Genomic DNA, 26,021 nt, shown 5'->3' with positions numbered 1-26,021 from the left:
CATGGCAGGGATCTTCGATCGAATTGCAGGCGCCTCTGGCGCCGACGAAACGGAGCTGACGGTGGAGCCCATAGCGTTGGATGACGGCATGGATGATGAACAGCCTCTTATGAGCGCCGCTGTTCAGGTCGATGAGCGCCGGACGCCGCAACGGGTACGTGAGGCCGTACAGGAAATGCTCAAGTACGGGCTGCTGGAAGAAAGTCACAAGCCCAATCTGTATCGCTCGGCGCTTGCCAATATCGAGGCGGTCGACACAATCCTGGAACCCCTCGACCTGGCCATGGGGGTCGACGAGGTTCGCGGGCTGGTGTTCGTCACCGTTCGTCAGGGCGAGGTGGCCGAGCAGGATGACTGGTCGCACCCCCTTGTGCGCAGGCAAAGGCTGAACCTGGAGCAGTCCCTGCTGATCGCCATTCTGCGCCAGCATTTCATCGCCTACGAACAGGAAAGCGGTACGGGCGCCACTCAGGCACTGGTAGCTGTTGATGAGCTGATTCCGCAATTGCAGGTTTACCTGGGCGAGCTGGGCAGTGAGGCGAAGGAGCGCAATCGCGTCATCACGCTGCTGGATCAGCTCAAGGGGCATGGTTTGGTGTCGGCTCTGGACGCCCATGACCGCGTCATCATCCGCCCCATCATTACCCACTTGGCCAACCCGGAGAACCTGCAGGCACTGGTGGTTTGGCTGCGCGAGCAGGTGGAGGGCGCGACTACCCCGGCTGCCGCTGCTGAGGAGGACGAGGCGTGAAGCAAGCACTGCTCTGGCGTGACAGCGAGACCCTCATTCTCAGCAGCATCGAACTCTATAACTGGGGCGGCTTTCAGGGCTATCACCGTGCCGAGATCGATCCCTCAGGCACCGCCGTGATCGGCCCAACGGGTAGCGGTAAAACGACGCTGGTGGATGCTCTGATGACCTTGCTGTGCGCCAACCCGCGCTACAACCTGGCTTCCACAGGTGGGCATGAAAGCGACCGTGATCTGGTGTCCTATGTGCGCGGGGTTACCGGCCCTGGAGACGGAGGTGTAGAGCAATCTCATATCGCGCGCCAGGGTAAGACGGTCACCGCCATTGCCGCCACGCTCGAGCGTGACGGTGCGCAGGTGCGACTGGGCGCTGTACTCTGGTTCGAGGGCACCAGCTCCTCGGCGTCCGATCTGAAAAAACTGTGGCTGTTAAGCGAGTCCCCCGAGCAGACGCTGGAGCATTGGCTCAGCCAACATCACGCAGGCGGCATGCGGGCGTTGCGTCAGATGGAGAAGGATGGGACGGGTATCTGGCCGTATCCCAGCAAAAAAGCCTTCCTGGCCAGGCTCAGGGATTACTTCGAAGTCGGTGAAAACGCCTTCACCTTGCTCAACCGCGCTGCCGGCCTGAAGCAGCTCAATAGCATTGATGAGATCTTTCGCGAGTTGGTGCTCGATGACCGCTCCGCTTTCGGGCGGGCTGCCGAGGTCGCTACTAGTTTCGATGATCTAACGGACATTCACCGGGAACTGGAAACCGCTAGAAAGCAGCAGCGCTCATTACAACCGGTTGCCGATGGCTGGGAGCGTTACAAGGCCTTACAAGAACAGCTGCAGGATAAACAGGTGCTCGAAGGCATTCTTCCGGTCTGGTTTGCCGAGCAGGGGTATCGCCTATGGTTGGCTGAAACCAATAGGCTAGAGAAGGAGCACAAGCAGGCTGAGCTGGATCGAGAACACTGCGAGCGTCGACTTGATGCCCAGAAGGGCGTGGTCGATCAACATCGTCAGCGCTACCTGCGCGTAGGTGGCGCAGGGCTGGATCAATTACGCGGGCGCATCGCGGATTGGCTCAGGGAGTGCGATAAGCGGCGCCTGAAGGCCGAGCAGTACCAACGCCTGGCCAAGGGGCTTGGACTGGCGGAGGCATTATCGGCCGCAGCCCTCGAGGAGAATCAGCAGCAGATCGCGGCGCGCCTGGAAATACTGACCCAGCAGATTACTGACGCGCGGCAAACGGCGTTCGATGCGGGTCTCGTCCAGCAGGAGCTCAATGGCCGCCTGCAGGCCTTACAGCAGGAGCGTGCCGAGGTGGAGAGACGGCCAGGCTCGAACCTGCCCGGGCATTTCCATGCTTTTCGAGGAGATCTGGCGCAGGCGCTTGGCGTCGATGAATCGGCCCTGCCTTTCGTCGCCGAGCTGGTGCAGGTCAAGCCCGAGGAACTGGCCTGGCGGGGTGCCATCGAGCGGGCAATCGGCAGCCACCGCCTGCGTATCCTGGTGCCGCATGGCGCGTCCGAGGCTGCACTGCGTTGGGTGAACCAACGGCATAACCGCCTGCATGTGCGCTTGCTGGAGGTCAAGGAGCCGTCGTCGCGCCCCGTGTTCTTCGACGATGGCTTTACCCGCAAGCTGACCTTCAAGGAGCATCCGTACCGAGAAGCCGTGAAGGCACTGCTGGCGGACAACGACCGACATTGTGTGGAAAGCCCGGAGCAATTGCGTCATACCCCGCATGCCATGACGGCCCAGGGGCTGATGTCGGGTAAGGAACGCTTCTTCGACAAGCAGGACCAGAAGCGCCTGGATGAAGGCTGGCTGACCGGCTTCGACAACCGCGACCGTCTGGCCTTCCTGACTGAACAAATTCGCGAGGTCAATGAACAGCTCGCGCCTGCCAAGCTGGCCTTGGATGCCGCCCAGGGCGATGTCCGCAAGTTGGAGGATCAAGCTTCGCTGCTGCAGCGCGTCGAAGAACTGCAGTTCGAGGAGATTGATCTGCCGGGCGCCGAGCGTCAGCTGGAGTCGCTGCGTGCTCAGCTGGACACCCTGACACGCCCCGACTCTGACCTCGCCCTTATCAAGGCTGAGCTGGATGAAGCTGAGGCATTGCTGGACTCTCTGGATCGACAGAGGCAACAACTTATCGAGCAGTGCGGTCAGTTGAAAATTCAGTTCGAGCAGGCCGCATCCGCTACCCGTAAGGCTTATCGCGGCGCCGAAAAGGGGCTGAGCGATACGCAACGTGAGTTGGCGCTAGCGCACTTCCCGACGCTGAGCGCTGCTGACCTCGGCGATATTGTCGAGCTGGAGCGCAAGCATACGCATGAGCTTCAAGGGCAGCTCAAAGCGCTGGGTGAGAAACTGGGCGATCAGAAATCCGAGCTTGCCAAACGTATGTCCGACGCCCTGAAGGTTGACACCGGTGCGCTGTCAGAGGTCGGGCGGGAGCTGGTGGACGTACCAAAGTATCTGGAGCGTCTACGTGTGCTGACCGAGGAAGCCCTGCCCGAGAAACTCAAGCGCTTCCTGGAATACCTCAATCGTTCCTCGGATGACGGCGTCACCCAGCTACTTAGCTATATCGACCATGAAGTCTCGGTGATTGAGGAGCGTCTGGATGACCTGAACAGTACGATGCAGCGTGTTGACTTTCAGCCCGGGCGCTATCTGCGCTTGGTTGCGACAAAGGTCATCCATGCAAGCCTGCGCACCTTGCAACAGGCTCAGCGCCAACTGAACTCGGCGCGTTTCATCGATGATGAAGGCGAGAGCCATTACAAGGCATTACAGGAGCTCGTTGGACTGCTCAAAGATGCCTGCGAGCACAGCAGGAATCAGGGCGCCAAAGCGCTTCTGGATCCGCGCTTCCGCCTGGAGTTCGCGGTCTCAGTGATTGATCGAGAAAGCAAGAGTGTCATCGAAACCCGAACAGGTTCTCAGGGGGGTAGTGGTGGCGAGAAAGAGATCATCGCCTCCTATGTGCTGACCGCTTCCCTCAGCTATGCGCTCTGTCCCGACGGCAGCAGCCGGCCGTTGTTCGGCACCATCGTGCTCGACGAGGCGTTCTCGCGCAGCTCCCATGCGGTTGCCGGTCGGATCATCGCAGCGCTGAGGGAATTCGGCCTGCATGCTGTCTTCATCACGCCCAACAAGGAAATGCGCCTGTTGCGCCACCATACGCGTTCGGCCGTCGTCGTTCATCGGCGCGGCGTGGAATCCAGTCTGGTTTCCCTGAGCTGGGAAGCTTTGGATGAGCATCATCAACAGCGTAGCAAGGCCATGCATGAAGTCGCCCACTGACATCGGCCGCAGCCTGGCCAGGCAATGGCAGCGCTCCAGTGTGCGCCTGGAGCGTTTGCTCAATGCCGCTAGCTGGCCGCAAAGCCTCAACATCGGCAAACCTTCGCCACGCCTGTTCACTGACAACATCCAGGCAGTGCTCCTGCATGTGGAGAACTGGCGGAGCGTAAACGTGGGTAAAGTCGACTGGGAACCCGTCAGCTACCGAGCTGGGCTTGTCCCCATTTCCTTGCCGATGCGCTGGCATTTGCGCAACCCTTCCGAATGGATTGCAGCGACCAATGATCCGAGGGTCTGCGAGGAATACGCTCAACTCGAGCATCTGGTCGAGCAGGTCGACAGTGCCTTTCATGCGCTGCTGGTGGCGCAACGCAGCCTGTGGTTGACGAAGCCGTTTGAAGAAGTCGTCGCCACGGCGCAACTCGCCACCCGCTTGTCGCCAGGCTGTGCCCGAGGCCGTCCACTGCGCCTGCTTGCCGAGCACGGCGTAGACACCAAGTTTTTCGAGCGTAACGCCAGCTTGCTGACCCGGCTCCTCGACGAGCGTTTCGAAGGCGCGGCGTCCGAGCAAGGCCTGACGACGTTTCTGGATGCCTTTGAAGAAAGCAGTCATTGGGTACTAGTCGTTCCTCTTCAGCCTGAGCTGCTGCCCTTCAAGCGGCTTAGGCTCACGACTGCGGAACTGGCTGAAACCCCGCTTCCTGGTTCGCGGTTGCTGGTGGTGGAAAATGAGCAATGTGTTCACTTGCTGCCCGAAACCTTGCCGGACACCCTGGCTGTGCTGGGTGCAGGACTCGATTTGCAGTGGTTGGCGTCTGCGCACTTAGCCGGGAAACAGATCGCCTACTGGGGCGACATGGACACCTGGGGCTTGTTGATGCTGGCGCGAGCGAGGCTTCATCAACCAGCGGTCGAAGCACTATTGATGGAGCAGGAGCTGTTTGAACAGCACTCACCGGGCAATGCAGTTGTTGAGCCGGCCAAAGCGCGGGAGTCGGCCCCACCTGGTTTGCTGGCTGACGAAGCGGATTTCTATCGGTATCTGCTGGTGCAAGAGCGAGGACGTCTTGAGCAGGAGTACCTGCCAAAGGTACAAGTTGAGCGCGCTATCGAGCAGTGGGCTCGGGCGGTCCCTGTATAGAGCGGCTGGCGATGGGCTCAATAACCCTCTAATCCTGAGACCGCTTACCCTTAACCCACGGTCTTCAGAAATGCCTTCTCTGACATTTCCAACGTTGATCGCTTTAGGCGGTCGGTTTTCAGCGTTGGTCTGCAACGAGTCTTTTCATCTCGTCGACGAGACTAAGGGCGATTCACGATTCCGGTCGACTTAAAGCGCCGGAGGCCGGGGCGCTCACGGATTTCCGGTCAATTGAGTTGCACCATGGCCGAGCCGATCTCGCGCTCGCCGGACTCCGGTCTGATGACGCGACCAAGAGCGCTCGGCTGTTTCCGGTTGCGCTGGAGCGTATGGTCGGGGCTGGGTGACTGCCCGCACTCAGGATGCCGCTCAGCTGAAAGCCCTGCAGGTCGGGGGCGCTCACGAGATTCCGGTCTGATGACGCGACCAGGAGCGCTCGGCTGTTTCCGGTTGCGCTGGAACGTATGGTCGGGGCTGGGTGACTGCCGGCACTCAGGATGCCGTTCAGCTGAAAGCCCTGCAGGTCGGGGCGCTCACGAGATTCCGGTCTGATGACGCGACCAGGAGCGCTCGGCTGTTTCCGGTTGCGCTGGAACGTATGGTCGGGGCTGGGTGACTGCCGGGACTCAGGATGCCGTTCAGCTGAAAGCCCTACAGGTCGGGGCGCTCACGAAATTCCGGTCAATTGAGTTGCACCATGTCCGAGCCGCGATCTCGCGCTCGCCAGATTCCGGTCTGATGACGCGACCAGGAGCGCTCGGCTGTTCCGGTTGCGCTGGAACGTATGGTCGGGACTGGGTGACTGCCGGCACTCAGGATGCCGTTCAGCTGAAAGCCCTGCAGGTCGGGGCGCTCACGAAATTCCGGTCAATTGAGTTGCACCACGGCCGAGCCGCGATCTCGCGCTCGCCAGATTCCGGTCTGATGACGCGACCAGGAGCGCTCGGCTATTTCCGGTTGCGTCGGAACGTATGGTCGGGGCTGGTTGACTGCCTGCGCACAGCATTCCGGTCAGACAGCGACACAGGGAGATTCACCACTTACTGCGCGGTTTACAGGGCGACGGGAATCCAGCGCTCGCCCCAGTTTTGCATCCACCGGAATTTGCCGAGCGCCTTGGATCACAGGAACACCTTCGCCAAAATAGTCAAATGAACCCTCATTTCCTAATCTGGGAACTGACGAAATTTGCGGCATCTGCGTTAGCGCAGCGGAACATCGAGTTACCGTGTGTCTCGTAAGTAATCGGGAGCGCACGCTGATGAGATGGTTTTTCGTGGTGATGCTTTGCGGTGGGGCAGGTCTCTGGCTAAGCGCCCAATATCAAGTTCCTCAATGGTTGCTTTGGCTGCTGCTGGCGCTGGGAACCACGGTATGGGGCCTGGCCAAGTGGATGGAACAGCAGGAGGCCGAGACGGAGCACGATCAGGATCGCAGGTGCTGATCAGGATTGGGCCGTATGGGATCTCCCAATGGCCGCAGCGCTGAACTACGCGCTGTGTGGTGGACGATGGTGAGCGAGCTATCCGGGGCTTTGAGTTCATGACCAGGAGATAACGAGATTGACCCTCCCTTACGAAAGAACACGCGCCATCGTCAAAACAGAGGAGTTCCTGCGTGAACTCTCCCGTCATTCGGGGTTACCGCAGGATATCCGCAGCTATGCGAAAAGCCTGCTCAGGCACTATCCATCTGCCGACCAGATTTTCTCGCTGGGGCGCCTTGAGGAATGTCTGGTAAACGAAGCGCTTGAAGATGAATACCGACGGCGGGTGATCGCCTTCCACCAGCAGCTGCTCTGCTCGTCGCTGGAGTCGACTCGATAGCGATGTCCCGCCCAGACTTTGAACCGCCGGTGTCTCACCTCGTCGCGCAGCGGCTGAAGCATCTGCGCAAGGGGAGGCCTTTCAGCATCAGGTGTCTTGCAGAGCTTGGTTCGAGCTCGGCCATCTCCAAGGCAGTCGCCCAACTTGTTCGCCGTGGCGAGCTTGAGCATGTGTATCGTGGCATCTACATGCGGCCGAAATACAGCCAGTACACCGGTCGGGTTCATCGTCCTGGGCCTTCGGACTTGGTGAATCTGATTGCCAGGCAGAACCGTTGGAAGCTGCAGATCCACGGCGCTGATGCCGTGAGGCGATTCGGGCTGAGTACTCAGATGCCAGTCATTCCGATCTATTACACGAGCGGCCCCAGCCGATCGCTATTTGTGGGGAAGGCCGAGATCAGGCTCGTGCATGCTGCTCCGATGGTGATGCAGTGCGCAGGAACTAAAGTGGGGATGACCATCAGCGCTCTGTTTTATCTCGGCAAAGGTGGTACTACGCCGGAGTGTGTTGCTGTAATCAAAAAAGCTCTCAGCCCCGAAGACCTGAGCAAAATAGTGGCCTGCAGAATGCCGAAATGGATGCGCGCAGCGCTGGAGACAACATGAGCCGGTAAGAAGCAGCCAGACACTCCGTTTGGCTGCCTATCCCTCTATCAGTGTCGGACCTGCATCTATTGCTGGCTGCCCTTCTCCATATTTATCCGCGCGCTGCGGATATAGCTCACCGACACGCCCAGCCGGCGGGCGATCTCTGCGTCGGAAAGGCCCCCGAGCTCCGAGATAATTTCGGGTGTCATTTCGGGCAACGGTCGCTTGTACGCTTGTATTCCAAGCTCCCTACGCATTTTTTTTGACCGGAAAATTACTGGAGATCCACGGCGCTGATGCCGTGAGGCGATTCGGGCTGAGTACACAGATGCCAGTCATTCCGACCTATTGACATGGCAAATAAATAGGGCATATTGGATAATCTATCTCCATGAAAATAGATGCCCGCAAACTCAGCCCCCAAGAACAACGTGAAAAGCGCTCTACGGCCCTACGCATGCGTGAGCAGGGTTACACCTACAAGGCTATTGGCGAAGCGGTTGGTGTTCACCCCCGCACTATTGCTCACTGGGCGCAGGTCGCAGAACATAAAGGCGAAAAGGCTGCCATAGCCGGCGGCCAGCGTGGTGTGCGCCAGGGTGATCGCCGCAGTTTGAGCTCCAGCCAGGAAGTGCTGATTCGCACCTTGATGACCGATAAGATGCCCGACCAACTCAAGCTCGGCTTTGCGCTCTGGACGCGTGATGCCGTGCGAGAACTGATCCGCCAGCGCTGTGGTTTTCTCATGCCGGTTCGAACGGTTGGTGAATACCTCAAGCGTTGGGGCTACACCCCGCTGCGACCACTGCATCGGGCTTATCAGCAGAAACCTGAAGTGGTTCAGTACTGGCTGGATAATGAATATCCACGCATCGCACAGCGGGCCAAGGCTGAGAATGGTGAGATTCAGTGGGGCGACGAAACCGGTATGCGCAGTGACAGCCATGCTGGCCGCAGCTACGCCCCTATTGGCGAAACGCCGGTGCGCCTGGTCAGCGGCAGTCGTTTTTCCACCAACATGATTTCCACCGTGACCAATCGGGGCAAACTGCGCTTCATGTTGTATCGGGAAACGCTGACAGCCCCAGTGCTGATTCGCTTCCTGAGTCGCCTGATTCGCGATGCTCAGGGCCGCAAGGTGTTCCTGATTCTCGACAACCTGCGCGTACACCACAGCAAAAAGGTGAGCGCCTGGGTTGGCGACCGCAAAGAGCAAATCGAACTGTTCTTCTTGCCGGCCTACGCCCCGGAGTTGAACCCTGACGAGTATCTGAATTGTGATTTGAAACATCAGGTTCGTACGGGCTTGCCGGCGCGTAATCAGGACGAACTGGAAGGGCGTGTTCGCTCGGTCATGAGACGATTGCAATTACACCCCCAAAGAATCCGTTCTTATTTCCGGCATCCACGTATCGCCTACGCGGCATGATTTGGTGTATTTGATTGCCGGGTTAATAGTGCGGGGTAGCCCACCGTGAGTCACTACTGCTAGTAGCCGATGGCAGAACCATCTTTACGCGGATCAGAACCGGCAGTCAGGGTGCCGGTTTGAGGATCGATGAGAATAATTTGACCGCCGCCCAGCGGCTTATAGCTGGGTGAATCGACCAGCTTATGCCCAAGCGCCTCAAGGCCCAGACGGGTATCAGCACTGACTCCCGCCTCCACCTGTACCACACCGTTCTCGAAGAACACTCGTGGCGCATCGATTGCCTCTTGCGCATCCATGCCGTAGTCGATGATGTTGGTCAGAACATGTACCTGCCCCACCGGCTGGTAGTCTCCACCCATCACACCAAGTGGTGCAATCACCTGACCGTCCTTACAGAGCATACCCGGCATAATGGTATGCATGGGCCGTTTAGTCGGGGCGATAACGTTCGGATGTTCAGGACTCAGGCGAAAACTTTTGCCACGGTTTTGCAACAGCACACCGGATTTTGGAGCAACCACACCACTTCCAAACTCGTTGTAGATTGAATTGATAAAACTCACCACGTTGCGGTTTTCATCCACCACACACAGATACACCGTATCCGAGTGATCCAGCACCGAGTCAGGCAGCTCGCCTGTCGCTTTAAGGTTAATACCCCGGGCCATTTTTTCGCCCACTTCAGGCGCCAGCAGTTGCTCCACCGATGTGTTCATAGACGCCTGATCGGCAAGGCGCAGATCACGCTCACGGTAGGCCAGACGCGAGGCTTCAACTTCCAAATGAAGGCGTGCGGCACTCTCAGGATGCAACTCTTTCAAATCGAAGTGGCTCAGGGTATTCAGCATCAGTAGGGCTGTTAAGCCTTGGTTATTGGGTGGCACCTGATACAAATCAAAGCCACGGTAACTACCTTTAATAGGGTCGACATAATTGCCCCGGCACTCGGCAAAATCTGCCAGCGTGTGCAGCCCGCCACCAGCTTGCAGCGCCTCCACCATATCCTCGGCGATAGCGCCGGTGTAGAAGGCATCGCGACCAAATTTGGCAATCGCCTCCAAGGTATTGGCTAGTTCGGGCTGACGATGAATTTCGCCAGCCTTGGGGGCGCGGCCTTCAGGTAAAAACACCCGACGCGCATTGTCGATTTCTTTCAGCCACGGCTCGTTTTGCGCCCAGTCTCCCGCCACTCTGTCGGCCACCACATAACCTTCGCGGGCGAAGAAGATCGCGTCTTTAAAGACTTCTTCACGTGCCAGAACGCCGTGCTCATCCAAAAGCTGACACCAGGCATCAATCGCACCCGGCACCGTCACGCTATGCGCACCGCGACCGGGAATGGCATCAAGGCCCTGCTGCAGATACCAATCAAGGGTGGCGGCCTTTGGCGAGCGGCCCGAGCCGTTAAAGGCGCGCACCTTTTGATCTTTACCTGCCAACAGCACAAAGCAGTCACCGCCAATACCGGTGGCTTGCGGCTCAACCACCGCCAATACCGCAGCAGCGGCTACGGCAGCATCCATCGCACTGCCCCCACGGCGCAAAATATCCAGGCCGGCTTGGCTGGCCAGCGGGTGAGAAGTGGAAATCATGCCGCGCTGGGCACGTACCGGGGAACGGCCAGGTAGATGTAAGTTACGCATGGTGAAAACTCCGCAAACGGCTGGCATGTTCTGGATTTAAGGCCAAGGCAGGGACACGCCCGGCTAACAAGTCCTGGACTTGTGCCACACATTCCATGGCTTGGTAATCACTGGCCTCGGGTGTCAGCCCGGCAACATGAGGGGTAGCAATAACATTGGCGAGCACGGCAATTTTTGGATTCGGCTGCTCATCAAGGCCGCGCCCCACATCAAGGCCTGCGCCTTGAATCTGACCGCGGGTGAGTGCGTGATAAAGCGCTTCCTCATCAACCAGAATGCCTCGGGCGATATTGATAAAAAAGCTGTCTTTGCGCATTTGGCCAAACGCCCTAGCGTTAAACATCTCTATGGTTTCGGGCGTGGCGTAGGCTGCGGCAACCACATAATCAGAGGAGGCCAGCAGCTCCTCAAAACGCACCTTTTCAATGCCCTGTTCGGTGATCTCTGCGTAAGGGTCATAGACTGACACCTGCATGCCCGCACACAGACAAAGGGCCGCGATGCGCTTACCAATCGCGCCATAGCCGACAATGCCTACACTGGCTCCATAAAGCTGGCGACCAAAGACCATCGGCTGCTGATGCACGCCCTGATGATAAAGTGTGGCAGCCTGGGTAATACCGCGGCCCAGATCAATCATCAAACCCAAGGCCAGCTCACTACAGGCCTCGGCGTAACCTGCGCTGCAACGCACCGCCAAGATGCCTGCAGCACTAGCTGCTGACACATCGACATTGCGCGCATCCACCGCGCAGCGCAAAAAAGCCAGCAGGTTCGGCAGACCCGCAAACACCAAGGCCTCGCCCGGCGCCAGGCGATCAGAAATAATCACCTGACAATCTTTGGCTGCTGCTACTAGCGCATCGCCCCGCAAGGGCTCGTCACTATCGTTTAGCCGTACATTGCCAAGCCCCTGCAGGGTAGTTACCGCGCGGGCACTGAAGAAGTTTTTCAATAAGTCGCGGTTATGGGTAATCAGGATATTCATCTTTATCCCTTGGCAATTGGCAGATGACGCAACAGCCAGTTGTTCATGTCATGCACCACATCATCACGCCACGACAAGTGCCCCGGGGTATAACGAACCGAACTCAGGCCTTTTTGCTGTTTTTCCAGGATGCCAACATCTTCCAGAGCTACTGTGCCCCAGCGGTGGTAGTAAGGCTGAGCGCGCTCTTCAAAGTCGGGCAGCTCCAGCAAGTGTTTGGGGAAGCAGCCGCCCACCGACAAGTGCGTACGATCCACCGCAATCGGCCTTACTACCAGCCACCACATGCAATCTTGAGCGCAGCAGAATTGGGTAGTGGGCTCGACCAGAGTGAAGAAAGTGCCTTGTTTAGCCTGTTCGCTCAGGCCTTCAATTTGCGGAAAAGGCGCGTCCTGGGTTTTGTCGAGGACTGCGCTCGTCATCAACGACTGCACTTGAATGGCGTGCCATTCGCCTTTGGCTGCAAAGGTCAGGCTATTTTGCGCGCCTACGGTTTTGGCATGGACGATCCCGGTGTGATAGGTCTCCATTGCGTTTTCCAAAAGCAGCTTCCAGTTGCATTCGGCGATGATGTCTTTGCGCCAAACGCAGACCATATCCTCTAATTTGTTGGTCCCGACCAGCTCATCAAAGTCACCTAGATGGGTCATTAAATCCGGCGCGTTGTCGTCGAAATTTAAAAAGATATTGCCGCGCCACACGCTCATGCGAATCGGCACCAGCGCGTTATGTTCCGGATCAAAGCCCGGAACATCAGCCATCCCGGGCGCCCGCATCATGCTGCCATCCAACTTGTAGCTCCAGGCGTGATAGGGGCAGAGGATGTTGCGACGGTTACCGCAGCCTTCCAGCAGAATCGAGCCACGGTGACGGCAAAAGTTGGCAAAGGCGTGCAGCTCGCCTTGCTCATCACGGGTCAGCAGCACCGGCCCGCCCACGGTATCAATGGAGCGGTAGTCGCCCGAGCTGGCAAGCTCATCGGTACGCGCGGCAAAGAACCAGTTCTTTAAATGGATATGCTCCACTTCCTGTTTGAAGATTTCTTCACTGGTGTAGTAGTGCGGTGCAAGAGCACGGGCCTCGCCCAGTTCAGTGCCGCTCCAGAGGTACTTCGCAGAGTGGATCGTCATCATGCAACTCCAGTCACAGGTGTAGCGGCACCGCCGCCCAGATACAGTTGTTTTAAAAGGTCGGCATCCAGACTTGCACCGGAGCCTTGGTAGACAAGACGGCCCTGCCGCAGCACGTACGCGCTGTCAGCAATGGCAATTGCTTCAAGGGCGTTCTGCTCAACCATCAGCACCGTGATGCCCTTGTCGCGAATACTGGCTACCGCTTCCAGCACCCGGTCAATCATCTGCGGCGCCAGCCCCATGGTTGGCTCGTCCAGGATCAGGCATTGCGGGCGCGACATTAGCGCCCGGCCAATCGCAAGCATTTGCTGCTCTCCTCCGGAGAGGGTGCCGGCGAGTTGTTTGGCGCGGGTTTTCAGGATCGGAAACAGCTCGTGCAGCTCGTCGATATCACGGTCGATGGCGCGCTTGTCGCGCTGAATGTAGGCGCCCAGCAGTAAGTTCTCGGTGACCGTCATGCTGGCAAACACCAGCCGGCCTTCCGGTACATGGGCAATGCCCAGTTCGGAGCGGCTTTCAGCGCGTAATTTCAAAAGGTCGTGAGTGATATAGCGGATGCTGCCGCTGACCGGTTTCACCAGCCCTGAAATGGCTTTCAGAGTGGTGCTTTTACCTGCACCATTACTGCCGACCAGACTGGTGATCGTACCGGGCATCACCGCCAGACTGATATCGGTCAACGCTTCAACGGCGCCATAACGCACGCACAGGTTATCGACCTGAATTAATGGCGCAGTCATGCTTTGCCTCCTTTCACCTTTTGTTTGCCGAAGTAGGCGCTTTGCACGGCTTCATTGGCGAAGACTTCGGTCACGCTGCCTTCAGCCAGTTTTTGCCCGTGGTAGAGCACCGTGATCCGGTCGGCTAGACCATGGATGATGCTCATATCGTGTTCGACCAAAAGAACACTGGTGCCGTCGTCACGGATGCGTTTAATCAGGGCCGACAGCTCTTCCTTTTCGGCCAGGTTCATACCCGCCAAGGGCTCATCCAGCAGCAGAAGACGGGGGCGTGAGATCAGCGCGCGGGCAATCTCTACCCGGCGCTGATGGCCGTAGGCAAGGGTGGTGGGGGCACGCTCATCAAAGCTTTCATCCAGACCGACAAAGCGCAGAAGTGCTTTGGCTTGCTCAACCATCTGTGCCTCATGCACGCGCAGCGCCCGACGTAAAAACAGCAGGTGCCAGAGGTTTGCGTCAAAGTGCCGGTGGGCACCGACCAACACGGTTTCCAAGACACTCATCGCACCAAACAAACGGATGTTTTGAAAGGTGCGGGCCAGCCCTGCCTGGGCGATCACATGGGCTTCACGCCCACAGACTTCACTCCCGCTGATGGTCAATGACCCCGCTGTCGGTTTAACGAAACCAGACAGGGCATTGACCACAGTGCTTTTACCCGCACCATTGGGACCGATAAGCGCATGTATATGGCCCTCCCGGATACTGATATCCAGCCCGTCCACCGCCTTCAAGCCACCAAATGTCACGCTTAAACCTTGAGCATTTAGCAGGGCGTTCATTGCGCCACCAGCTTGACCCGCGCTTTGGCGGCAAGTCCTTGAGGTCGGTACAGCATCAAAAGGATCAACAACAGGCCCAGAAGGGCAAAACGCGCTTCAGGGAAGGCTTCAACAAAGGGCAAATCCAGCGCCAGCTGCAGGAACACCACCCAAATCAACGCGCCGATAAAGGGACCAATCAAAGTACCCAACCCGCCCAGAACAACCAGCATCAGCAGCAGAATGTTTTCAAACAGACTGAAGTTGAAAGGGCTGATGTACTGCTGGCTGTGGGCATAAAAGGTGCCAACCAGTCCACCAATAAAGCCACCGAAGGCGTAGGCATATAGCTTGTAGCGCGAGGTCGGGATGCCCATGGCTTCGGCAGCGTCTTCATCTTCACGTATGGCCACCCATGCCCGACCAACATGGGAGCGCACAATGCGAGCAATCACGAACACCACCAAGGCCGCCAGCGCCAACGCATAAAGGTATTGGGCCTGAGCGCTGGCCAACTCGTAACCAAACAGGTTTGGCAACGGGATATCGCGAATGCCCATCGGCCCCCGGGTCAGATCCACCCAGTTGATAGCCACGATGCGAATAATCTCGCCAAAGCCCAGGGTCATGATGGCCAGGTAATCGCCGCGCAGCTTTAGCGTCGGGTAGCCGATACACATTGCAGCCAGCGCTGCGAGTACACCGCCGACGATGAAGTTGGCGTACATCAGCCACCAAACCTCAGCAGATTCAATGCCGAAGCCCTGGCGCATCACCAGAATGAAGATGATTGAGGTGAAATAGGAGCCCACCGCCCAGAAGGCGACATAGCCCAGATCCAGCAAACCGGCAAAGCCCACCACCACGTTCAGACCGCTGGCGAGCATCCCGTAGATCAGCACGAAGATTAAAATCCGCAGCCAGTAGTCGCTGGTCACGACGAAGGCAAGACTAGCTGCAACAGCCACCAGAGCGATCATCAGCCAAGGACTTGGGCTGGCGAATTTACCTAGCAGGTGCTCAACGCGAGCCATCAACCAGCCGCTTTGCGGGCTGTTGCCCAACAAACTTCCACGCTCACCAGCAACGGTTTCCGGCCGGCCGAGCAGGCCTTGCGGGCGGAAGTACAGGAGCAAAATCAGCACACTGAAACTGATGGCGTCTTTCCAGGCGTTGCCGTTCGGCAAGTAACCACCACCCAAGGTTTCCATCATCCCCAGCAACAACCCGCCCAACGCAGCACCCGGAATGCTGCCAATGCCGCCCAAAACCGCTGCGGTCAGCGCTTTAAGCGCAGGTATAAAGCCCATAGTGGCGTGGGCAAAGCCGTAGGTTTGCGCGTAAAGAATCCCCGCCAGAGCGGCAAAACCTGAGCCAAGTAAAAAGGCGATGGCGATAATGCGGTTTACCGGGATGCCAATTAAGGTTGAAGCCGTGCTGTTGTCAGCCGTAGCCCGCATCGCCCGACCAAGGCGGCTGCGCGCCACGAACTGGTGCAACCCCAGCATCGCCACAACCGCCACGATAATGGTTAGTGCTTCTGGCACAGTGAGATAGAGCGAGTTGAACAAGACGATCACTTCCATCTCTGAAAGCGGGTTTTCCGGGAAGCGCAGCTCTTCAGCACCCCAGATACTTTGCGCCCCGCTTTGCAGCAGCACAGAGATTGCGATAGAGGTAATTAAAGGCGCCAACCGCGGGGCGTTGCGCAGTGGCCGGTAGGCCAAACGATCCACCACAACGCCTAATATTCCAGCCAGAACAATTCCGAAAGCAGCTGCCAACGGTAGCGCGAAGTGCGGCATCGCCACCGAAACTCCAAACAGGCTGATCTGGTCGAGCATCAAGCTCACGGTAATAAAGGCGCCCAACATGAAGAACTCGCCAAAGGCGAAGTTCACCATGCGCACCACCCCGTAGACGAGACTGAAGGCTACGGCCGCCAGTGCGTATATCGCACCAATGGTCAGGCCGTTAAGCAAAAGCTGAGCAAAGTATTCCATGGCAAACCCATCTGTGTTGCACGAAAGCAGCGGCGCAGCCGCACGGCAAATGGGGCGGCTAGGCCGCCCTGAGGTTTACTGGGTGTCGGCTAAGCGAAACGCGCCGTCTTTGACTTGCAAGAAGTACAAAGACCCCACGCGATCGCCGCTAGCCTCAAAGGTCGTTGGACCAGTAACGCCCGGAATATCTTTGATGGTGGAGAAGGCCTCATTAAGCGACTCACGGGTGAGTGCGCCCTGGCTCTTGGCTTGAGTCACCGCTGCGGCCAGAGTTTTACCGGCGTCATAGCCAAGGGCCGCCCAAGCATTGGGCTGCTCGCCATAGGCGCTTTGGTAGGCGTCGATAAAGGGGGCCGTGGTCTCGGTGGAAACCGACGGATCAAACATTCCGTAGGCGATCATACCCTCCACCGCGCTGCGGCCCAGACTGATCAAATCAGGGTTGAGCGATCCGTCACTGCCTAGGAGCTGAACCTTGATTCCCAAGGCGCGTGCCTGTTCGGCAATTTTTGCTGCTTCAGAATAAAAACCACCGATAAAGATCGCGTCCGGCTTGGCAGCACGCGCCTTGATCAGCAGGGTTTTAAAGTCTTTGGTGCCCAGCAGGTAGCTTTCCTGACCAACAATCTCAGCGTTTTTCGCCGCAGCATCACTGAAGGCGCTTGATAGGCCGATACCATAGTCATCTTGCTGGTTGAGGATATAAACGCGCTTAAAGCCCAGCTTTTCCGTGGCGTAACGCCCCATGGTTTGCCCTTGGGTTGCATCGGTCATCACGTTGCGGCGGAAGTACGCACTGGCACCAGTTAAATCAGGACTGGTGACAGCAGAGGCCAGCACCGGCAATTTGCAGCGGTCAAACACCGGAACTGCAGCCAGTGCAATAGAGCTGAACGAGTAGCCCATCACTACATCAATGGACTCATCCGAGCAAAAGCGTTGTGCAATCAAAACACCTTCGCGAGCCTCACCACGGTCATCAGCCGAAGTCAGACTGAAGGTGGTGTCCGAAGTCTGATTGAGTTCAGTCAGGGCAATCTCTAGCCCCTTGCGGATGTTCAAACCAAATGCCGCAAAATCCCCTGACAGGGCTGCGGTAAAGCCAATTTTAACTTCCTCAGCAGCCACCTGCGTACTGATCAAGGGAAGAGCGGCCAAAGAACTCAGAGCCAGTCGTTTCAACATAAGCATTCTCCAAAGTCAGGATAAGCATGAAGACGATTGGGCAGCGTTAAGGCAATCAATTGGTCTTATTGGTTTGTTTTTTTATTCAGCATTTAGACCTGGATTTGATCTTGCCTTGCCTTGCTCTTGCTGGCAACCACTTATATGCTGGCTCCACTGAAAAAATTCACAAGAGCACATTGGTATGAATGGTTTGCCTGAAATCTTAATTGGTGCAAATGGTTCAGGTGGAAACAATGTCTTAGGCATCACCGCAGTCAACTCCAAAGAGCAGCTGCTGAGCCAGCTTTTGGGGGCGATGCGCACCGGCAGATTAAAAGTCGGAGACAGGCTTTTAAATGAGCGTGACCTGGCTGAATTTTCAACCCTTTCGCGGTCCACCGTGCGCGATGTCCTTAACACCCTTGAGAAGCAAGGGCTGCTAGAGCGGCGCGTCGGACGCGGTACTTTTCTGATCGCCCTTCCCGGGCATGAGCCGCTTGGAGAGCCGGGGAACGAATCCCTGGTTACGCCCGCTGAGCTGATTGAGTTTCGGCTGACAGTGGAACCGGCCCTGGCTGATTTGCTGGTGCTCAAATTGAGCGATGCTGAAATTGACAGGATTCGCGGTGAGCTGTTAGCAGGCCGACATGCCACCAGCTGGGATGAAGTGGAAAGGATCGACCGCGACTTCCACCTAATGCTCTACAGCGCCACACAAAACGCCATGTTCATCGAGTCCGGACGCAAGGTTGCGCGCATGCGCAACAACCCGGCCTGGCTGCGTCTTAAAGCTCATCGTTTTAACCGCGAGCGCTGGCTGGTGTTCCAGCGCGAACACGAAGCCATTCTGGATGCTCTCGCCATGCGCGATGCGCAAACCGTAGCCGACCTACTGCGCCACCATATCTCTGGGGTGCGTATGGATTACGCCCTGAACCGCTCTAACGCGATAAACGTACCCAAGGAGTAGCTGCTATGCCTGAGTCTTCGCACAAGCATCTTTTGTTTATTGACGGCCATTGGTGCTCAGGCCAAAAAGATGCATGGCTGGCAGTGGATAACCCCGCAACCAGCCAAACGGTAAATGAAGTGGCTGTTGCCGAAATCGAAGACTTGGATATAGCCCTAAACGCCTGCGCCAGGGGCTTTTCCGTTTGGCGCAAAACTCCCGCAATAAAGCGCGCGGATGTACTGCTTGAGGCGGCGCGACTGATCCGTGAGCGCCTTGAGTCGCTAGCGCAGACCTTAAGCCTTGAGCAAGGAAAACCCCTGCCTGAGGCACGCATGGAAATAAATTCCTGCGCCGAGCTTTTACAGTGGTACGCCGAAGAAGGGCGACGCGCTTGTGGTCGTCTGGTGCCGGCACGCGACAGCAAAGTGATCAACATGGTTCGGCGTGATCCGGTAGGGCCGGTGGCCGCATTTTCGCCGTGGAACTTTCCAGCCTCGCAAGCTGTACGCAAACTCGCGCCGGCCCTCGCGGCTGGCTGTTCGATTATCTTGAAAGGGCCAGAAGAAGCGCCGGGCGCGCTGATTGGGGTGGTGCAGGCACTGGTAGACGCCGGCCTGCCTGACGGAGTGCTGGCGTTGGTGTTTGGCCGGCCGGCTGAGATTTCTGCGCATTTGATTGCCTCACCGATTATTCGCAAAGTCTCGTTCACAGGCTCCGTGCCGGTTGGCAAGCTGATCGCCACCCAAGCGGCACAGAACGTCAAACCCTGCACTCTAGAACTCGGCGGACATGCTCCGGTTCTGGTATTCGAGGATGTGGATATCCTCGACTGCGCACAAAAGCTGGCACAGGCCAAGTTCCGTAACGCAGGGCAGGTATGCGTCTCGCCTACCCGCTTTTATATCCAGCAAAGTGTTTTTGCCGAATTCACCCAGGCATTTGTCGAGGCCGTACAACGTATAACCATTGGCGCAGCCCAAGAGCCAACCACACAAATGGGCCCACTAATCAACCAACGGCGCTGCGCGCAAATCGCCGACTTAGTCGCCGATGCCAAGGTCAAAGGCGCTACCGTCCTAACCGGTGGAGGGCCGCTAAGAGACTCCGGCTATTTTTTTGCGCCAACCGTGTTAACCAACGTTCCAGAAAACGCCCGCGCGTGGATGGAAGAACCTTTTGGTCCACTAGCGCTGCTGGCGCCGTTTAACTCGGTGGATGAGGCAATTGAGCTGGCCAACAACACAACCTTTGGTCTTGCTGCCTACGCCTTTAGCCACAACCTCGCAGTCTGTCATCGGCTAAGCGACGAGCTCATCACCGGCATGCTTGCCATTAATCACTTTGCGTTGGCCTTTGCTGAAACACCTTTTGGCGGTGTGGGTGAAAGCGGTTACGGGCGTGAAGGCGGCAGTGAAGGCTTGGATGTGTATTTGGTTAATCGCCTGATTACTCAGGCAGTGGCTTAGATTTCGGCTTTTGCGCTTTGTAAGCGAACGGGCATTACACCTTGCCGACGGATACCCAGTTGTGCGGCAGCAGCTCGGCCAGAGCGCTGGCCTTCTGTGTCGGCAGTCGCGTTAGCACATCCTTGAGATAGGCATACGGATCATGCCCATTCATCCGCGCCGACTGGATCAGGCTCATGATTGCCGCCGCCCGTTTGCCGCTGCGTAGCGACCCGGCAAACAGCCAATTGGAGCGACCTAGAGCCCACGGGCGGATCTGGTTCTCGACTTGGTTGTTGTCGATGGGCACGGCGCCGTCGTCCAGATAGCGCGTCAGCGCTACCCAGCGTTTGAGGCTGTAATCCAAAGCTTTCGCCGTGGCTGAGCCGTTGGGCACAAGATCACGCTGGGCCAGCATCCAGTCATGTAGTGCGTCGAGGAGCGGTGAAGCCTTTTCCTGCCGTATTCGCCCGCGTTCTTCATTGCTCATGTCGCGCACTTGGCGTTCGACTTCGTACAGCCCAGCGATAGAGTGCAGCGCCTGTTCGGCCAGTTGGCTTTTGTTCGCCGCGTGCAGATCGAAGAACTTGCGGCGGGCGTGAGCCATGCAGCCGATTTCGGTGATGCCTTGCTCGAAGCTGGCCTTGTAGCCAGCGAAGTCGTCGCAGACCAGCTTGCCATTCCACTGGCCAAGAAAATTGCGCGCATGCTCGCCGGCACGGCTGGGGCTGAAGTCGTAGACCACGGCCTTCAGATCGGCGAAGGGCGTGGTGCTGTAGGCCCAGACGTAGGCACGGTGGGTCTTCTTCTCGCCGGGCGCGAGCATCGAAACCGGGGTTTCGTCGGCATGGATCACGCGCTGGGCAAGCACCGCTTCGCGCAGCGCATTGAAATTCGCCTACGGTCTGTCTGACTTTGCCGTGTAAGGTTTACGATATCGGCTCCAATCTGCCGGGAACCCTGATTTCCATGCGTGGCGCCGATATCACATAGGAATCCTTGTTCACTGTCGCCAAGCTTGATGACTTTGTGCCAGCGACCCACCCCCTGCGCGCCATCCGTAAGCTGGCAGACACCGCTCTGCAGCGGATGAGCGTCCTGTTCGACACCTTGTATGCCGACACCGGCCGCGCCTCGGTCGCCCCCGAGAAGTTGATGCGGGCGCAGTTGCTGCAGTTGTTCTACTCGCTTCGCAGCGAGCGGATGCTGATGGAGCAGTTGGGCTACAACCTGCTGTTCCGCTGGTTCGTCGGCCTGGCCATTGATGATCCGGTGTGGGATCACTCGGTCTTCTCGAAGAATCGTGACCGCCTCAATGCCCAGGCCGTGGCCGCCGAGTTTCTGAGCGAGGTGGTACGCCTGGCGGAGAAGCAGGGGCTGATCTCGGATGAGCACTTCTCGGTCGACGGCACATTGCTGCAAGCCTGGGCCTCTCAGAAGAGTTTCCGTCCCAAGGACGATACGCCAGACGCCCCGGGCCCCGGCCCGCGCAATGCCCCGCCGGACTTCAAGGGGCACAAGCGCAGCAACGACACCCACGCCTCGACCAGCGATCCGGATGCCCGGCTGTACCGAAAGAGCCACAACACCGGCGCGCAGCTGAGTTACATGGGGCATGTGCTGATGGAACACCGCAGTGGCCTGGTGCGCAGTGCTCATGTGACTCTGGCCGGTGGCTGTGGCGAACGCGAAGCCGCGCTGGCGATGCTGAGCAAGCTGGGTGGTCGCCGTCGACGCACCTTGGCTGCGGACAAGGCTTACGACACGGCAGACTTCGTGGCCGTCAGCCGCACCTCCAGCTGCTTCTTCACCAGTTTGTAGGGCACCGAGTAGTAATGACCATCGACCTCGACGTGGTAGTCGATGTGCACGCGCGCCTTCTTCCACTCGGCATACACGTAGGGTTGCTCCGGCAGCGCGCGCATGGCCGGACGATCCAGGCTGTCGAAGGCCGTCTGGCGCGAGCCGGGCAGCTTCTTGAAAGGGCGTTGGTTGAGTCTGGCCAGCAGCGCCGCGATGGCTGTGTTGAGCTCGTTCAGGGAGAAGAACTGGCGGTTGCGCAGGGCCGCGAGGATCCAGCGCTCGACCACCTGCACGCCGACCTCGGCCTTAGCCTTGTCGCGCGGCTTACGCGCCCGCGCCGGCACCACCGCCACGCCATAGTGCTCGGCCAGATCGCGGTAGCTCGGGTTGATGTCCGGCTCGTAGCGGTGGCTCTTACTCACCGCGCTGCGCAGGTTGTCCGGCACGACCATCTCCGGCACGCCGCCGAAGTAGGTCAGCGCCTGGCCCAGTGAGGTCAGCCAGTCCACCTGGGTTTCACCTGGTGTCGCGCAGGCATAGGTGTAATTCGAGGCGCCCAGGGCCGCGACGAAGATATGCGCCCGGCGGACTTCGCCGGTGGCCGGATCGACCACCGGCAGCGTCGGCCCGGCATAGTCGATGAACAGTTTCTCGCCCGCGCGGTGCAGCTGACGCATCGAACGCTTGAGCGTCTGGGCGTAACGCCGGTAGTGCTCGACGAACTGGGTGTAGCGGTAGGTCGGCTGCTGCGGATGCGCGGCGAGATATTCCTCCCACAGCAGCTGCAAGGTGACACCCTTGCGGCGCAGCTCGCGGTGGATGCTCAGCACGTCCGGCAGCACCCGCTCACCGCGCGGCTTGCCCGTCGACGCTGGCGCAAACAAGGCGGCCGCCAGCGCGGCCTCGTCCATGGCCACCAGCGCCGGCCAATCCAGCCCGGCCACACGCGCCGCCGCGATGTACTTGCTGACGACGCCCTTGGACAGCTGCAAGGCGCGGGCGATCTTCTCGTGGGATAAACCGGCCTCAAGCTTGAGGCGCAGACATTCTTTGATGTTTCGCATGGCTACTCGCGGCGCCGCCATCTTCCCCTCCCGAAATCGGTCGAGGGTGGCGGCGCATCAGGTCATACGCAACGAAGGGGAAGGCTTTCGCTAAGCCGTGACCGCCTGTTTCGGAACAGGCGGAAAATCGGTCACGTTGCTACCGAAATGACCGGTCACGATCAACCGAAACGACCGGTCACGGTGCTCCGAAATCCGCAAGTGTCCGAGTCAGCGTGGAATCCGCATCGATATGACGATTTTTCCGCGCATGCGCGGAATTTCGAACAACTCAAAAATAAAATTACCTGGCGCGTAGCTCTACCCCCAAAACCAGTGGCCTTGGGAGTTTCACTATCAGTTAGTAATCCAAAAAGTGAGAGCCCATAAATGCCAGATACATCCAATCATTCGAAGAGTATGGACCAGCCACACATCAGCCCTGACTCACGGCATGCACAGCTGCTAGCGTTGGCTGCAGATGCTGGGCGTGATGTTGGTGTGATAGTGGAGATGCTGAGGTTTCTAGATGTTCATTCGCAGCTAATTGATTTCCCTCGGGTCATGCAGGGGGTTGTTAATGCGCTTGATGCCATGGACGTAGCGCCAGAGCTCAGCCTAGGTGCGCACGATCTCAGAGCCTGGCGGGACGAGTGCTGTTGGATTATTTCAATCCGAAACAATCCTGATTTTATTGCGGCTTTGGGCCCCATGTTTTACCAGGGAGATGAGCTGCGTACACGTAACCCGGTCATCGGTAAGGGGGTACAGGAGCGCGCATTCCCATACGCGACGCTGTGGCACGAACCTGCAGACTCAGAAAGCGGACAGGATTACTACCGGCTTATTGGGCAGCTACTTGTGGCCTATCAGCAAAGGGCGGATGGCCTGGGACTGCGCGGGCAGAGATACAGCGTCTACCTAGAGCTCCGAGCGCTCTGCGCATTGCAGATACTGTCCATACCAAGTGATCTAAATATATGGTCCAGTTCTGCTGTATTTGCGCAGGGCTGTCGTCAATTCGACGCCGGCAATTCAACTAATTATCTTGCAGAGTACTTCGCGCCGATCGTTCGCCTCGTCCGTTACCTCGGTGGTGAGGAACCGCCAGAACGTCACGGTGGTGGTGGCCATCGTCAGCATGGCGGCTCAAATAGCGCAGGCCTAGGCGTACTAATTAGCCAGGGTGCCACCGAGTTCCCGCTCGAGGATCCAGACGACCCAGATTTGCTCCCTGGATATATAAGTTTTGTGGCGTCTCAACCGCTAGACGATAATTTAGATGAAGCACTGCCGCTGGGCGAAAGAACTGCTGCAAGTGAAATATGTTTGATCGATACAAGAGGTGAAGTCAGGCCATATGTGGCTGAATTGCTCAGCCATGAGGGTATGCTCGCTCATATTGCTCGCAGTCGGCAGTTTTTACCGTTTGGCTACAACCTGCTCACGCAGTATGAACTAGCAAACCTACTATTTGGTGTCACTGATGAATTTTTGCTCTGTCGGGAGCGAATTCGTAATGCTCCTGCCCAAGAGCAGATAAAGAATCGGAGGCGCTTGGAGGCACTGCTGGTACTTCATCTCATGCTCTGGTTCGGTCGTTCACTTGAGGACTGCAAAAAACTACGGATAGCTGAGCGCAATGCGCGCCCGAGCTCGGTGCTGGAGTTGGTTCTGGCTGATGAGGCAGGGCCGGCGGAGTTCAGATTTTTTGCACCTACACCGGACTATGCAGCGGAAGAGCACTTGCCTCGAAAGGCCGTTCGAGCATCTCAGCCAACAATATCGGTACCGGACATGGTTGGGGCAGCTGCGCTAGTTATGGCAATCAGGGACCTGTCGCCGGTGAATGGTTCCGCCGTTATCACTTGCAAGGTCAAAGACCTAGAACGTGAAATCCGCACTTTGTTGAGCGAGCTTGGGGGCGAAGATCCTCGCTACACGATGCACAAAGTGCGCTCCTACCTACATCGCCAAATCATCATAGACTCTCACGATGTGGTTGCAGCCACCATGCTATCGGGGATGCCTTGTCTATCGGCCAACACACCACTGTATTACAGCCAGTACAGCATTAACTATTTACGAGGCCTTTATCACCAGTCAGTTCAGAAGGTTTTAAATGGGGTTTATGCCACCGTGGGGCTGGAGGCGCCGAGTGCCCCAATGCCCTCCGTTCCGGAGGCGGCTGTTGGTGCCCGAAATTGCCTTAGACTGGATACGGTAAAGGGTAATCTCGAGGCGTTGCTGGTAGTGCTGCGTAAACGCCCTCGAAAAAATCTTCAGCAGCTTGTCCATTGGCATAACTGCTTTTCGCTGTGGACGGTTCAAATGTTCTTTATGGCGACCGGATGTCGAGCTATTCGCGACCCGTTGAAGCAGGAAGACGAATTTTTATCGCCTGGGGGACACGGCGCGCTGGGGGACAAAGGCTCAGATGATAGGCATATGAGTCGCCTAGTAGTGTTGACTGACCTGCTAAAACGACAGTTAAAAGCCTATAAGACTCACTGCAGAGCAATTACCGCACAACTCGAGTTACATGCACCGGCTCCTACCAACGGATTTTTCCTGCGCTTAACCGATGATGGTTGTCTTTGCTACGAGGAAATTCGACCGCTCCATATCAAGGCAGTAATGCGCCAGATCGAGGGTTTCACACCTCATCCAGTGAATGGATTCCGCAAATTCTTGAGAACTGAGCTCGCCGAGCGCGGATGTCCGCCTGAGACACTGTCGGCTCTGATGGGCCATTGGCTAAGTGGCGAAGAACCACAAGATATCTACTCGAGTTTTTGCCCGCGTACCTATGTCCAAGGTCTTCATGCCCACCTGTTACCACTCATGCGGGAGCTCGGTTGGACGGTTCGCAACAGCCACCTGATTGTGGAGGCTGATGCATGAATAGCTCACGACTTTCGGATGAAATGCTGTCTGTTGTCTGGAGCCCAGATAAACATGATCCAGAGTGGAAAAGCGGATATCTGATAACACTCCGGGAGCGCTGCCAAAACTCCGGCAACAGTATTGGTGAATGGCTCTGCGGACAACGTTCGCTGCGTAGCTTTCCCATCAAGGAGATGCAAAATCTCGAGAATCAGCTCGAAAGCTCGACATTGCGCAACACACTGCTAGATGTGACGCGTCGGGCACAGCGTTTTAATCCGAGCTTGCCGCTGGCTCGGATAGCGATCGAAACGCCGCGCCGACCTAATCCGATTAATCCAGACCTATACAACTCAGAAAATTTGCCAGCCAGTCAAGATGTGATCAATACGCTAGAACGTGCAATCAGACTAGA

At 57.5% G+C, this 26,021-nt stretch carries 17 protein-coding genes and 4 pseudogenes; 12 read left to right on the top strand and 9 right to left on the bottom strand.

Translation table 11 applies throughout. The annotated features are described in order from the left end of the window. Window position 1: 1 nt before the first annotated feature. The 7 genes from N7650_RS25010 to N7650_RS24980 all read left to right on the top strand — a co-directional run bounded on the left by N7650_RS25010 (window position 2) and on the right by N7650_RS24980 (window position 9,039). On the top strand, window positions 2-751 hold the full coding sequence (locus tag N7650_RS25010; RefSeq protein WP_023083530.1) for a DUF4194 domain-containing protein: 750 nt from the start codon (window positions 2-4) through the stop codon (window positions 749-751). After that, window positions 748-4,053: an ATP-binding protein gene (locus tag N7650_RS25005; RefSeq protein ID WP_023083529.1), complete on the top strand. Its 3,306-nt coding sequence runs from the start codon at window positions 748-750 to the stop codon at window positions 4,051-4,053. Before N7650_RS25010 ends, N7650_RS25005 begins: the two co-directional genes overlap by 4 nt. Further along, on the top strand, window positions 4,004-5,194 hold the full coding sequence (locus tag N7650_RS25000) for a Wadjet anti-phage system protein JetD domain-containing protein (protein ID WP_226024108.1): 1,191 nt from the start codon (window positions 4,004-4,006) through the stop codon (window positions 5,192-5,194). Before N7650_RS25005 ends, N7650_RS25000 begins: the two co-directional genes overlap by 50 nt. A gap of 1,261 nt (window positions 5,195-6,455) precedes the next feature. After that, window positions 6,456-6,638 (top strand): hypothetical protein, encoded by a 183-nt coding sequence (locus N7650_RS24995; protein ID WP_023083527.1) that lies wholly within the window; start codon window positions 6,456-6,458, stop codon window positions 6,636-6,638. Window positions 6,639-6,756: 118 nt separating this feature from the next. Beyond that, on the top strand, window positions 6,757-7,020 hold the full coding sequence (locus N7650_RS24990; RefSeq protein WP_023083526.1) for a BPSL0761 family protein: 264 nt from the start codon (window positions 6,757-6,759) through the stop codon (window positions 7,018-7,020). A 2-nt stretch (window positions 7,021-7,022) separates the two neighbouring features. Further along, the gene (locus N7650_RS24985) at window positions 7,023-7,628 is read left to right on the top strand and encodes a DUF6088 family protein (RefSeq protein WP_023083525.1); all 606 of its coding nucleotides are present in this window, start codon (window positions 7,023-7,025) and stop codon (window positions 7,626-7,628) included. Between the two features lie 373 nt (window positions 7,629-8,001). Next, window positions 8,002-9,039, top strand: coding sequence for an IS630-like element ISPa47 family transposase (locus tag N7650_RS24980; RefSeq protein ID WP_023083524.1), 1,038 nt, complete (start codon window positions 8,002-8,004; stop codon window positions 9,037-9,039). 59 nt (window positions 9,040-9,098) lie between these two features. Here N7650_RS24980 and ggt read toward each other — a convergent pair whose 3' ends face one another. The 7 genes from ggt to N7650_RS24945 all read right to left on the bottom strand — a co-directional run bounded on the left by ggt (window position 9,099) and on the right by N7650_RS24945 (window position 17,495). After that, a complete protein-coding gene (gene ggt / locus N7650_RS24975; protein ID WP_023083523.1) occupies window positions 9,099-10,685 on the bottom strand; it encodes a gamma-glutamyltransferase in 1,587 nt (528 codons plus the stop codon). Then, window positions 10,678-11,673, bottom strand: coding sequence for an NAD(P)-dependent oxidoreductase (locus N7650_RS24970; protein WP_023083522.1), 996 nt, complete (start codon window positions 11,671-11,673; stop codon window positions 10,678-10,680). The genes ggt and N7650_RS24970 overlap by 8 nt, the downstream gene beginning before the upstream one ends. Before the next feature lie 2 nt (window positions 11,674-11,675). Beyond that, the gene (locus N7650_RS24965; protein WP_049878502.1) at window positions 11,676-12,806 is read right to left on the bottom strand and encodes an aromatic ring-hydroxylating dioxygenase subunit alpha; all 1,131 of its coding nucleotides are present in this window, start codon (window positions 12,804-12,806) and stop codon (window positions 11,676-11,678) included. Then, window positions 12,803-13,546 (bottom strand): ABC transporter ATP-binding protein, encoded by a 744-nt coding sequence (locus N7650_RS24960; protein WP_033982761.1) that lies wholly within the window; start codon window positions 13,544-13,546, stop codon window positions 12,803-12,805. Before N7650_RS24960 ends, N7650_RS24965 begins: the two co-directional genes overlap by 4 nt. Then, the gene (locus tag N7650_RS24955) at window positions 13,543-14,328 is read right to left on the bottom strand and encodes an ABC transporter ATP-binding protein (RefSeq protein ID WP_033982762.1); all 786 of its coding nucleotides are present in this window, start codon (window positions 14,326-14,328) and stop codon (window positions 13,543-13,545) included. Before N7650_RS24955 ends, N7650_RS24960 begins: the two co-directional genes overlap by 4 nt. Further along, on the bottom strand, window positions 14,325-16,310 hold the full coding sequence (locus N7650_RS24950; RefSeq protein ID WP_033982764.1) for an ABC transporter permease: 1,986 nt from the start codon (window positions 16,308-16,310) through the stop codon (window positions 14,325-14,327). The genes N7650_RS24955 and N7650_RS24950 overlap by 4 nt, the downstream gene beginning before the upstream one ends. A 75-nt stretch (window positions 16,311-16,385) precedes the next feature. After that, window positions 16,386-17,495: an ABC transporter substrate-binding protein gene (locus N7650_RS24945; protein ID WP_033982765.1), complete on the bottom strand. Its 1,110-nt coding sequence runs from the start codon at window positions 17,493-17,495 to the stop codon at window positions 16,386-16,388. A gap of 184 nt (window positions 17,496-17,679) precedes the next feature. On the opposite strand from N7650_RS24945, the gene N7650_RS24940 reads away from it, so the two are divergent. Together N7650_RS24940 and N7650_RS24935 are read left to right on the top strand one after the other, a co-directional pair. Further along, the gene (locus tag N7650_RS24940) at window positions 17,680-18,447 is read left to right on the top strand and encodes an FCD domain-containing protein (RefSeq protein WP_033982767.1); all 768 of its coding nucleotides are present in this window, start codon (window positions 17,680-17,682) and stop codon (window positions 18,445-18,447) included. 5 nt (window positions 18,448-18,452) lie between these two features. Continuing rightward, window positions 18,453-19,895 carry an NAD-dependent succinate-semialdehyde dehydrogenase gene (locus tag N7650_RS24935; protein ID WP_033982769.1) on the top strand — a complete coding sequence of 481 codons (1,443 nt, stop codon included), beginning with the start codon at window positions 18,453-18,455 and terminating at the stop codon, window positions 19,893-19,895. A 34-nt stretch (window positions 19,896-19,929) separates the two neighbouring features. Here the strand turns inward: N7650_RS24935 and N7650_RS24930 are convergent. Next, window positions 19,930-20,763, bottom strand: a pseudogene (locus N7650_RS24930) (IS66 family transposase); the annotation flags it as partial. Between the two features lie 110 nt (window positions 20,764-20,873). On the opposite strand from N7650_RS24930, the pseudogene N7650_RS24925 reads away from it, so the two are divergent. Beyond that, a pseudogene (locus N7650_RS24925) lies at window positions 20,874-21,656 on the top strand (IS5 family transposase); the annotation flags it as partial. Here N7650_RS24925 and istA read toward each other — a convergent pair. Continuing rightward, window positions 21,653-22,741: pseudogene (gene istA / locus N7650_RS24920) on the bottom strand (IS21 family transposase); the annotation flags it as partial. The pseudogenes N7650_RS24925 and istA overlap by 4 nt on opposite strands. Window positions 22,742-23,110: 369 nt before the next feature. Here istA and N7650_RS24915 point away from each other — a divergent pair. Then, entirely contained in the window at window positions 23,111-25,624 is a 2,514-nt protein-coding gene (locus N7650_RS24915; protein WP_226024109.1) for a hypothetical protein, read from the top strand. Next, window positions 25,621-26,021 (top strand): annotated as a pseudogene (locus N7650_RS24910) (hypothetical protein); the annotation flags it as partial. The gene N7650_RS24915 and the pseudogene N7650_RS24910, both read left to right, overlap by 4 nt.

Origin of the sequence: Pseudomonas sp. GD04058 (assembly GCF_029836855.1) — a bacterium.
In the GTDB taxonomy this organism is placed as follows: domain Bacteria; phylum Pseudomonadota; class Gammaproteobacteria; order Pseudomonadales; family Pseudomonadaceae; genus Aquipseudomonas; species Aquipseudomonas bharatica.
The sequence above is the reverse complement of the archived record's forward strand: the minus strand, read 5'-3'. Positions and strand labels throughout refer to the sequence as shown.

What these genes read in the sequence shown, in the direction of transcription:
- N7650_RS25010 (WP_023083530.1), top strand. Translation starts at nt 2, where the DNA reads ATGGCAGGGATCTTCGATCGAATTGCAGGCGCCTCTGGCGCCGACGAA.
- N7650_RS25000 (WP_226024108.1), top strand. Translation starts at nt 4,004, where the DNA reads ATGAGCATCATCAACAGCGTAGCAAGGCCATGCATGAAGTCGCCCACT.
- N7650_RS24995 (WP_023083527.1), top strand. Translation starts at nt 6,456, where the DNA reads ATGAGATGGTTTTTCGTGGTGATGCTTTGCGGTGGGGCAGGTCTCTGG.
- N7650_RS24985 (WP_023083525.1), top strand. Translation starts at nt 7,023, where the DNA reads ATGTCCCGCCCAGACTTTGAACCGCCGGTGTCTCACCTCGTCGCGCAG.
- N7650_RS24980 (WP_023083524.1), top strand. Translation starts at nt 8,002, where the DNA reads ATGAAAATAGATGCCCGCAAACTCAGCCCCCAAGAACAACGTGAAAAG.
- ggt (WP_023083523.1), bottom strand. Translation starts at nt 10,685, where the DNA reads ATGCGTAACTTACATCTACCTGGCCGTTCCCCGGTACGTGCCCAGCGC.
- N7650_RS24970 (WP_023083522.1), bottom strand. Translation starts at nt 11,673, where the DNA reads ATGAATATCCTGATTACCCATAACCGCGACTTATTGAAAAACTTCTTC.
- N7650_RS24965 (WP_049878502.1), bottom strand. Translation starts at nt 12,806, where the DNA reads ATGATGACGATCCACTCTGCGAAGTACCTCTGGAGCGGCACTGAACTG.
- N7650_RS24960 (WP_033982761.1), bottom strand. Translation starts at nt 13,546, where the DNA reads ATGACTGCGCCATTAATTCAGGTCGATAACCTGTGCGTGCGTTATGGC.
- N7650_RS24955 (WP_033982762.1), bottom strand. Translation starts at nt 14,328, where the DNA reads ATGAACGCCCTGCTAAATGCTCAAGGTTTAAGCGTGACATTTGGTGGC.
- N7650_RS24950 (WP_033982764.1), bottom strand. Translation starts at nt 16,310, where the DNA reads ATGGAATACTTTGCTCAGCTTTTGCTTAACGGCCTGACCATTGGTGCG.
- N7650_RS24945 (WP_033982765.1), bottom strand. Translation starts at nt 17,495, where the DNA reads ATGTTGAAACGACTGGCTCTGAGTTCTTTGGCCGCTCTTCCCTTGATC.
- N7650_RS24940 (WP_033982767.1), top strand. Translation starts at nt 17,680, where the DNA reads ATGAATGGTTTGCCTGAAATCTTAATTGGTGCAAATGGTTCAGGTGGA.
- N7650_RS24935 (WP_033982769.1), top strand. Translation starts at nt 18,453, where the DNA reads ATGCCTGAGTCTTCGCACAAGCATCTTTTGTTTATTGACGGCCATTGG.
- N7650_RS24915 (WP_226024109.1), top strand. Translation starts at nt 23,111, where the DNA reads ATGCCAGATACATCCAATCATTCGAAGAGTATGGACCAGCCACACATC.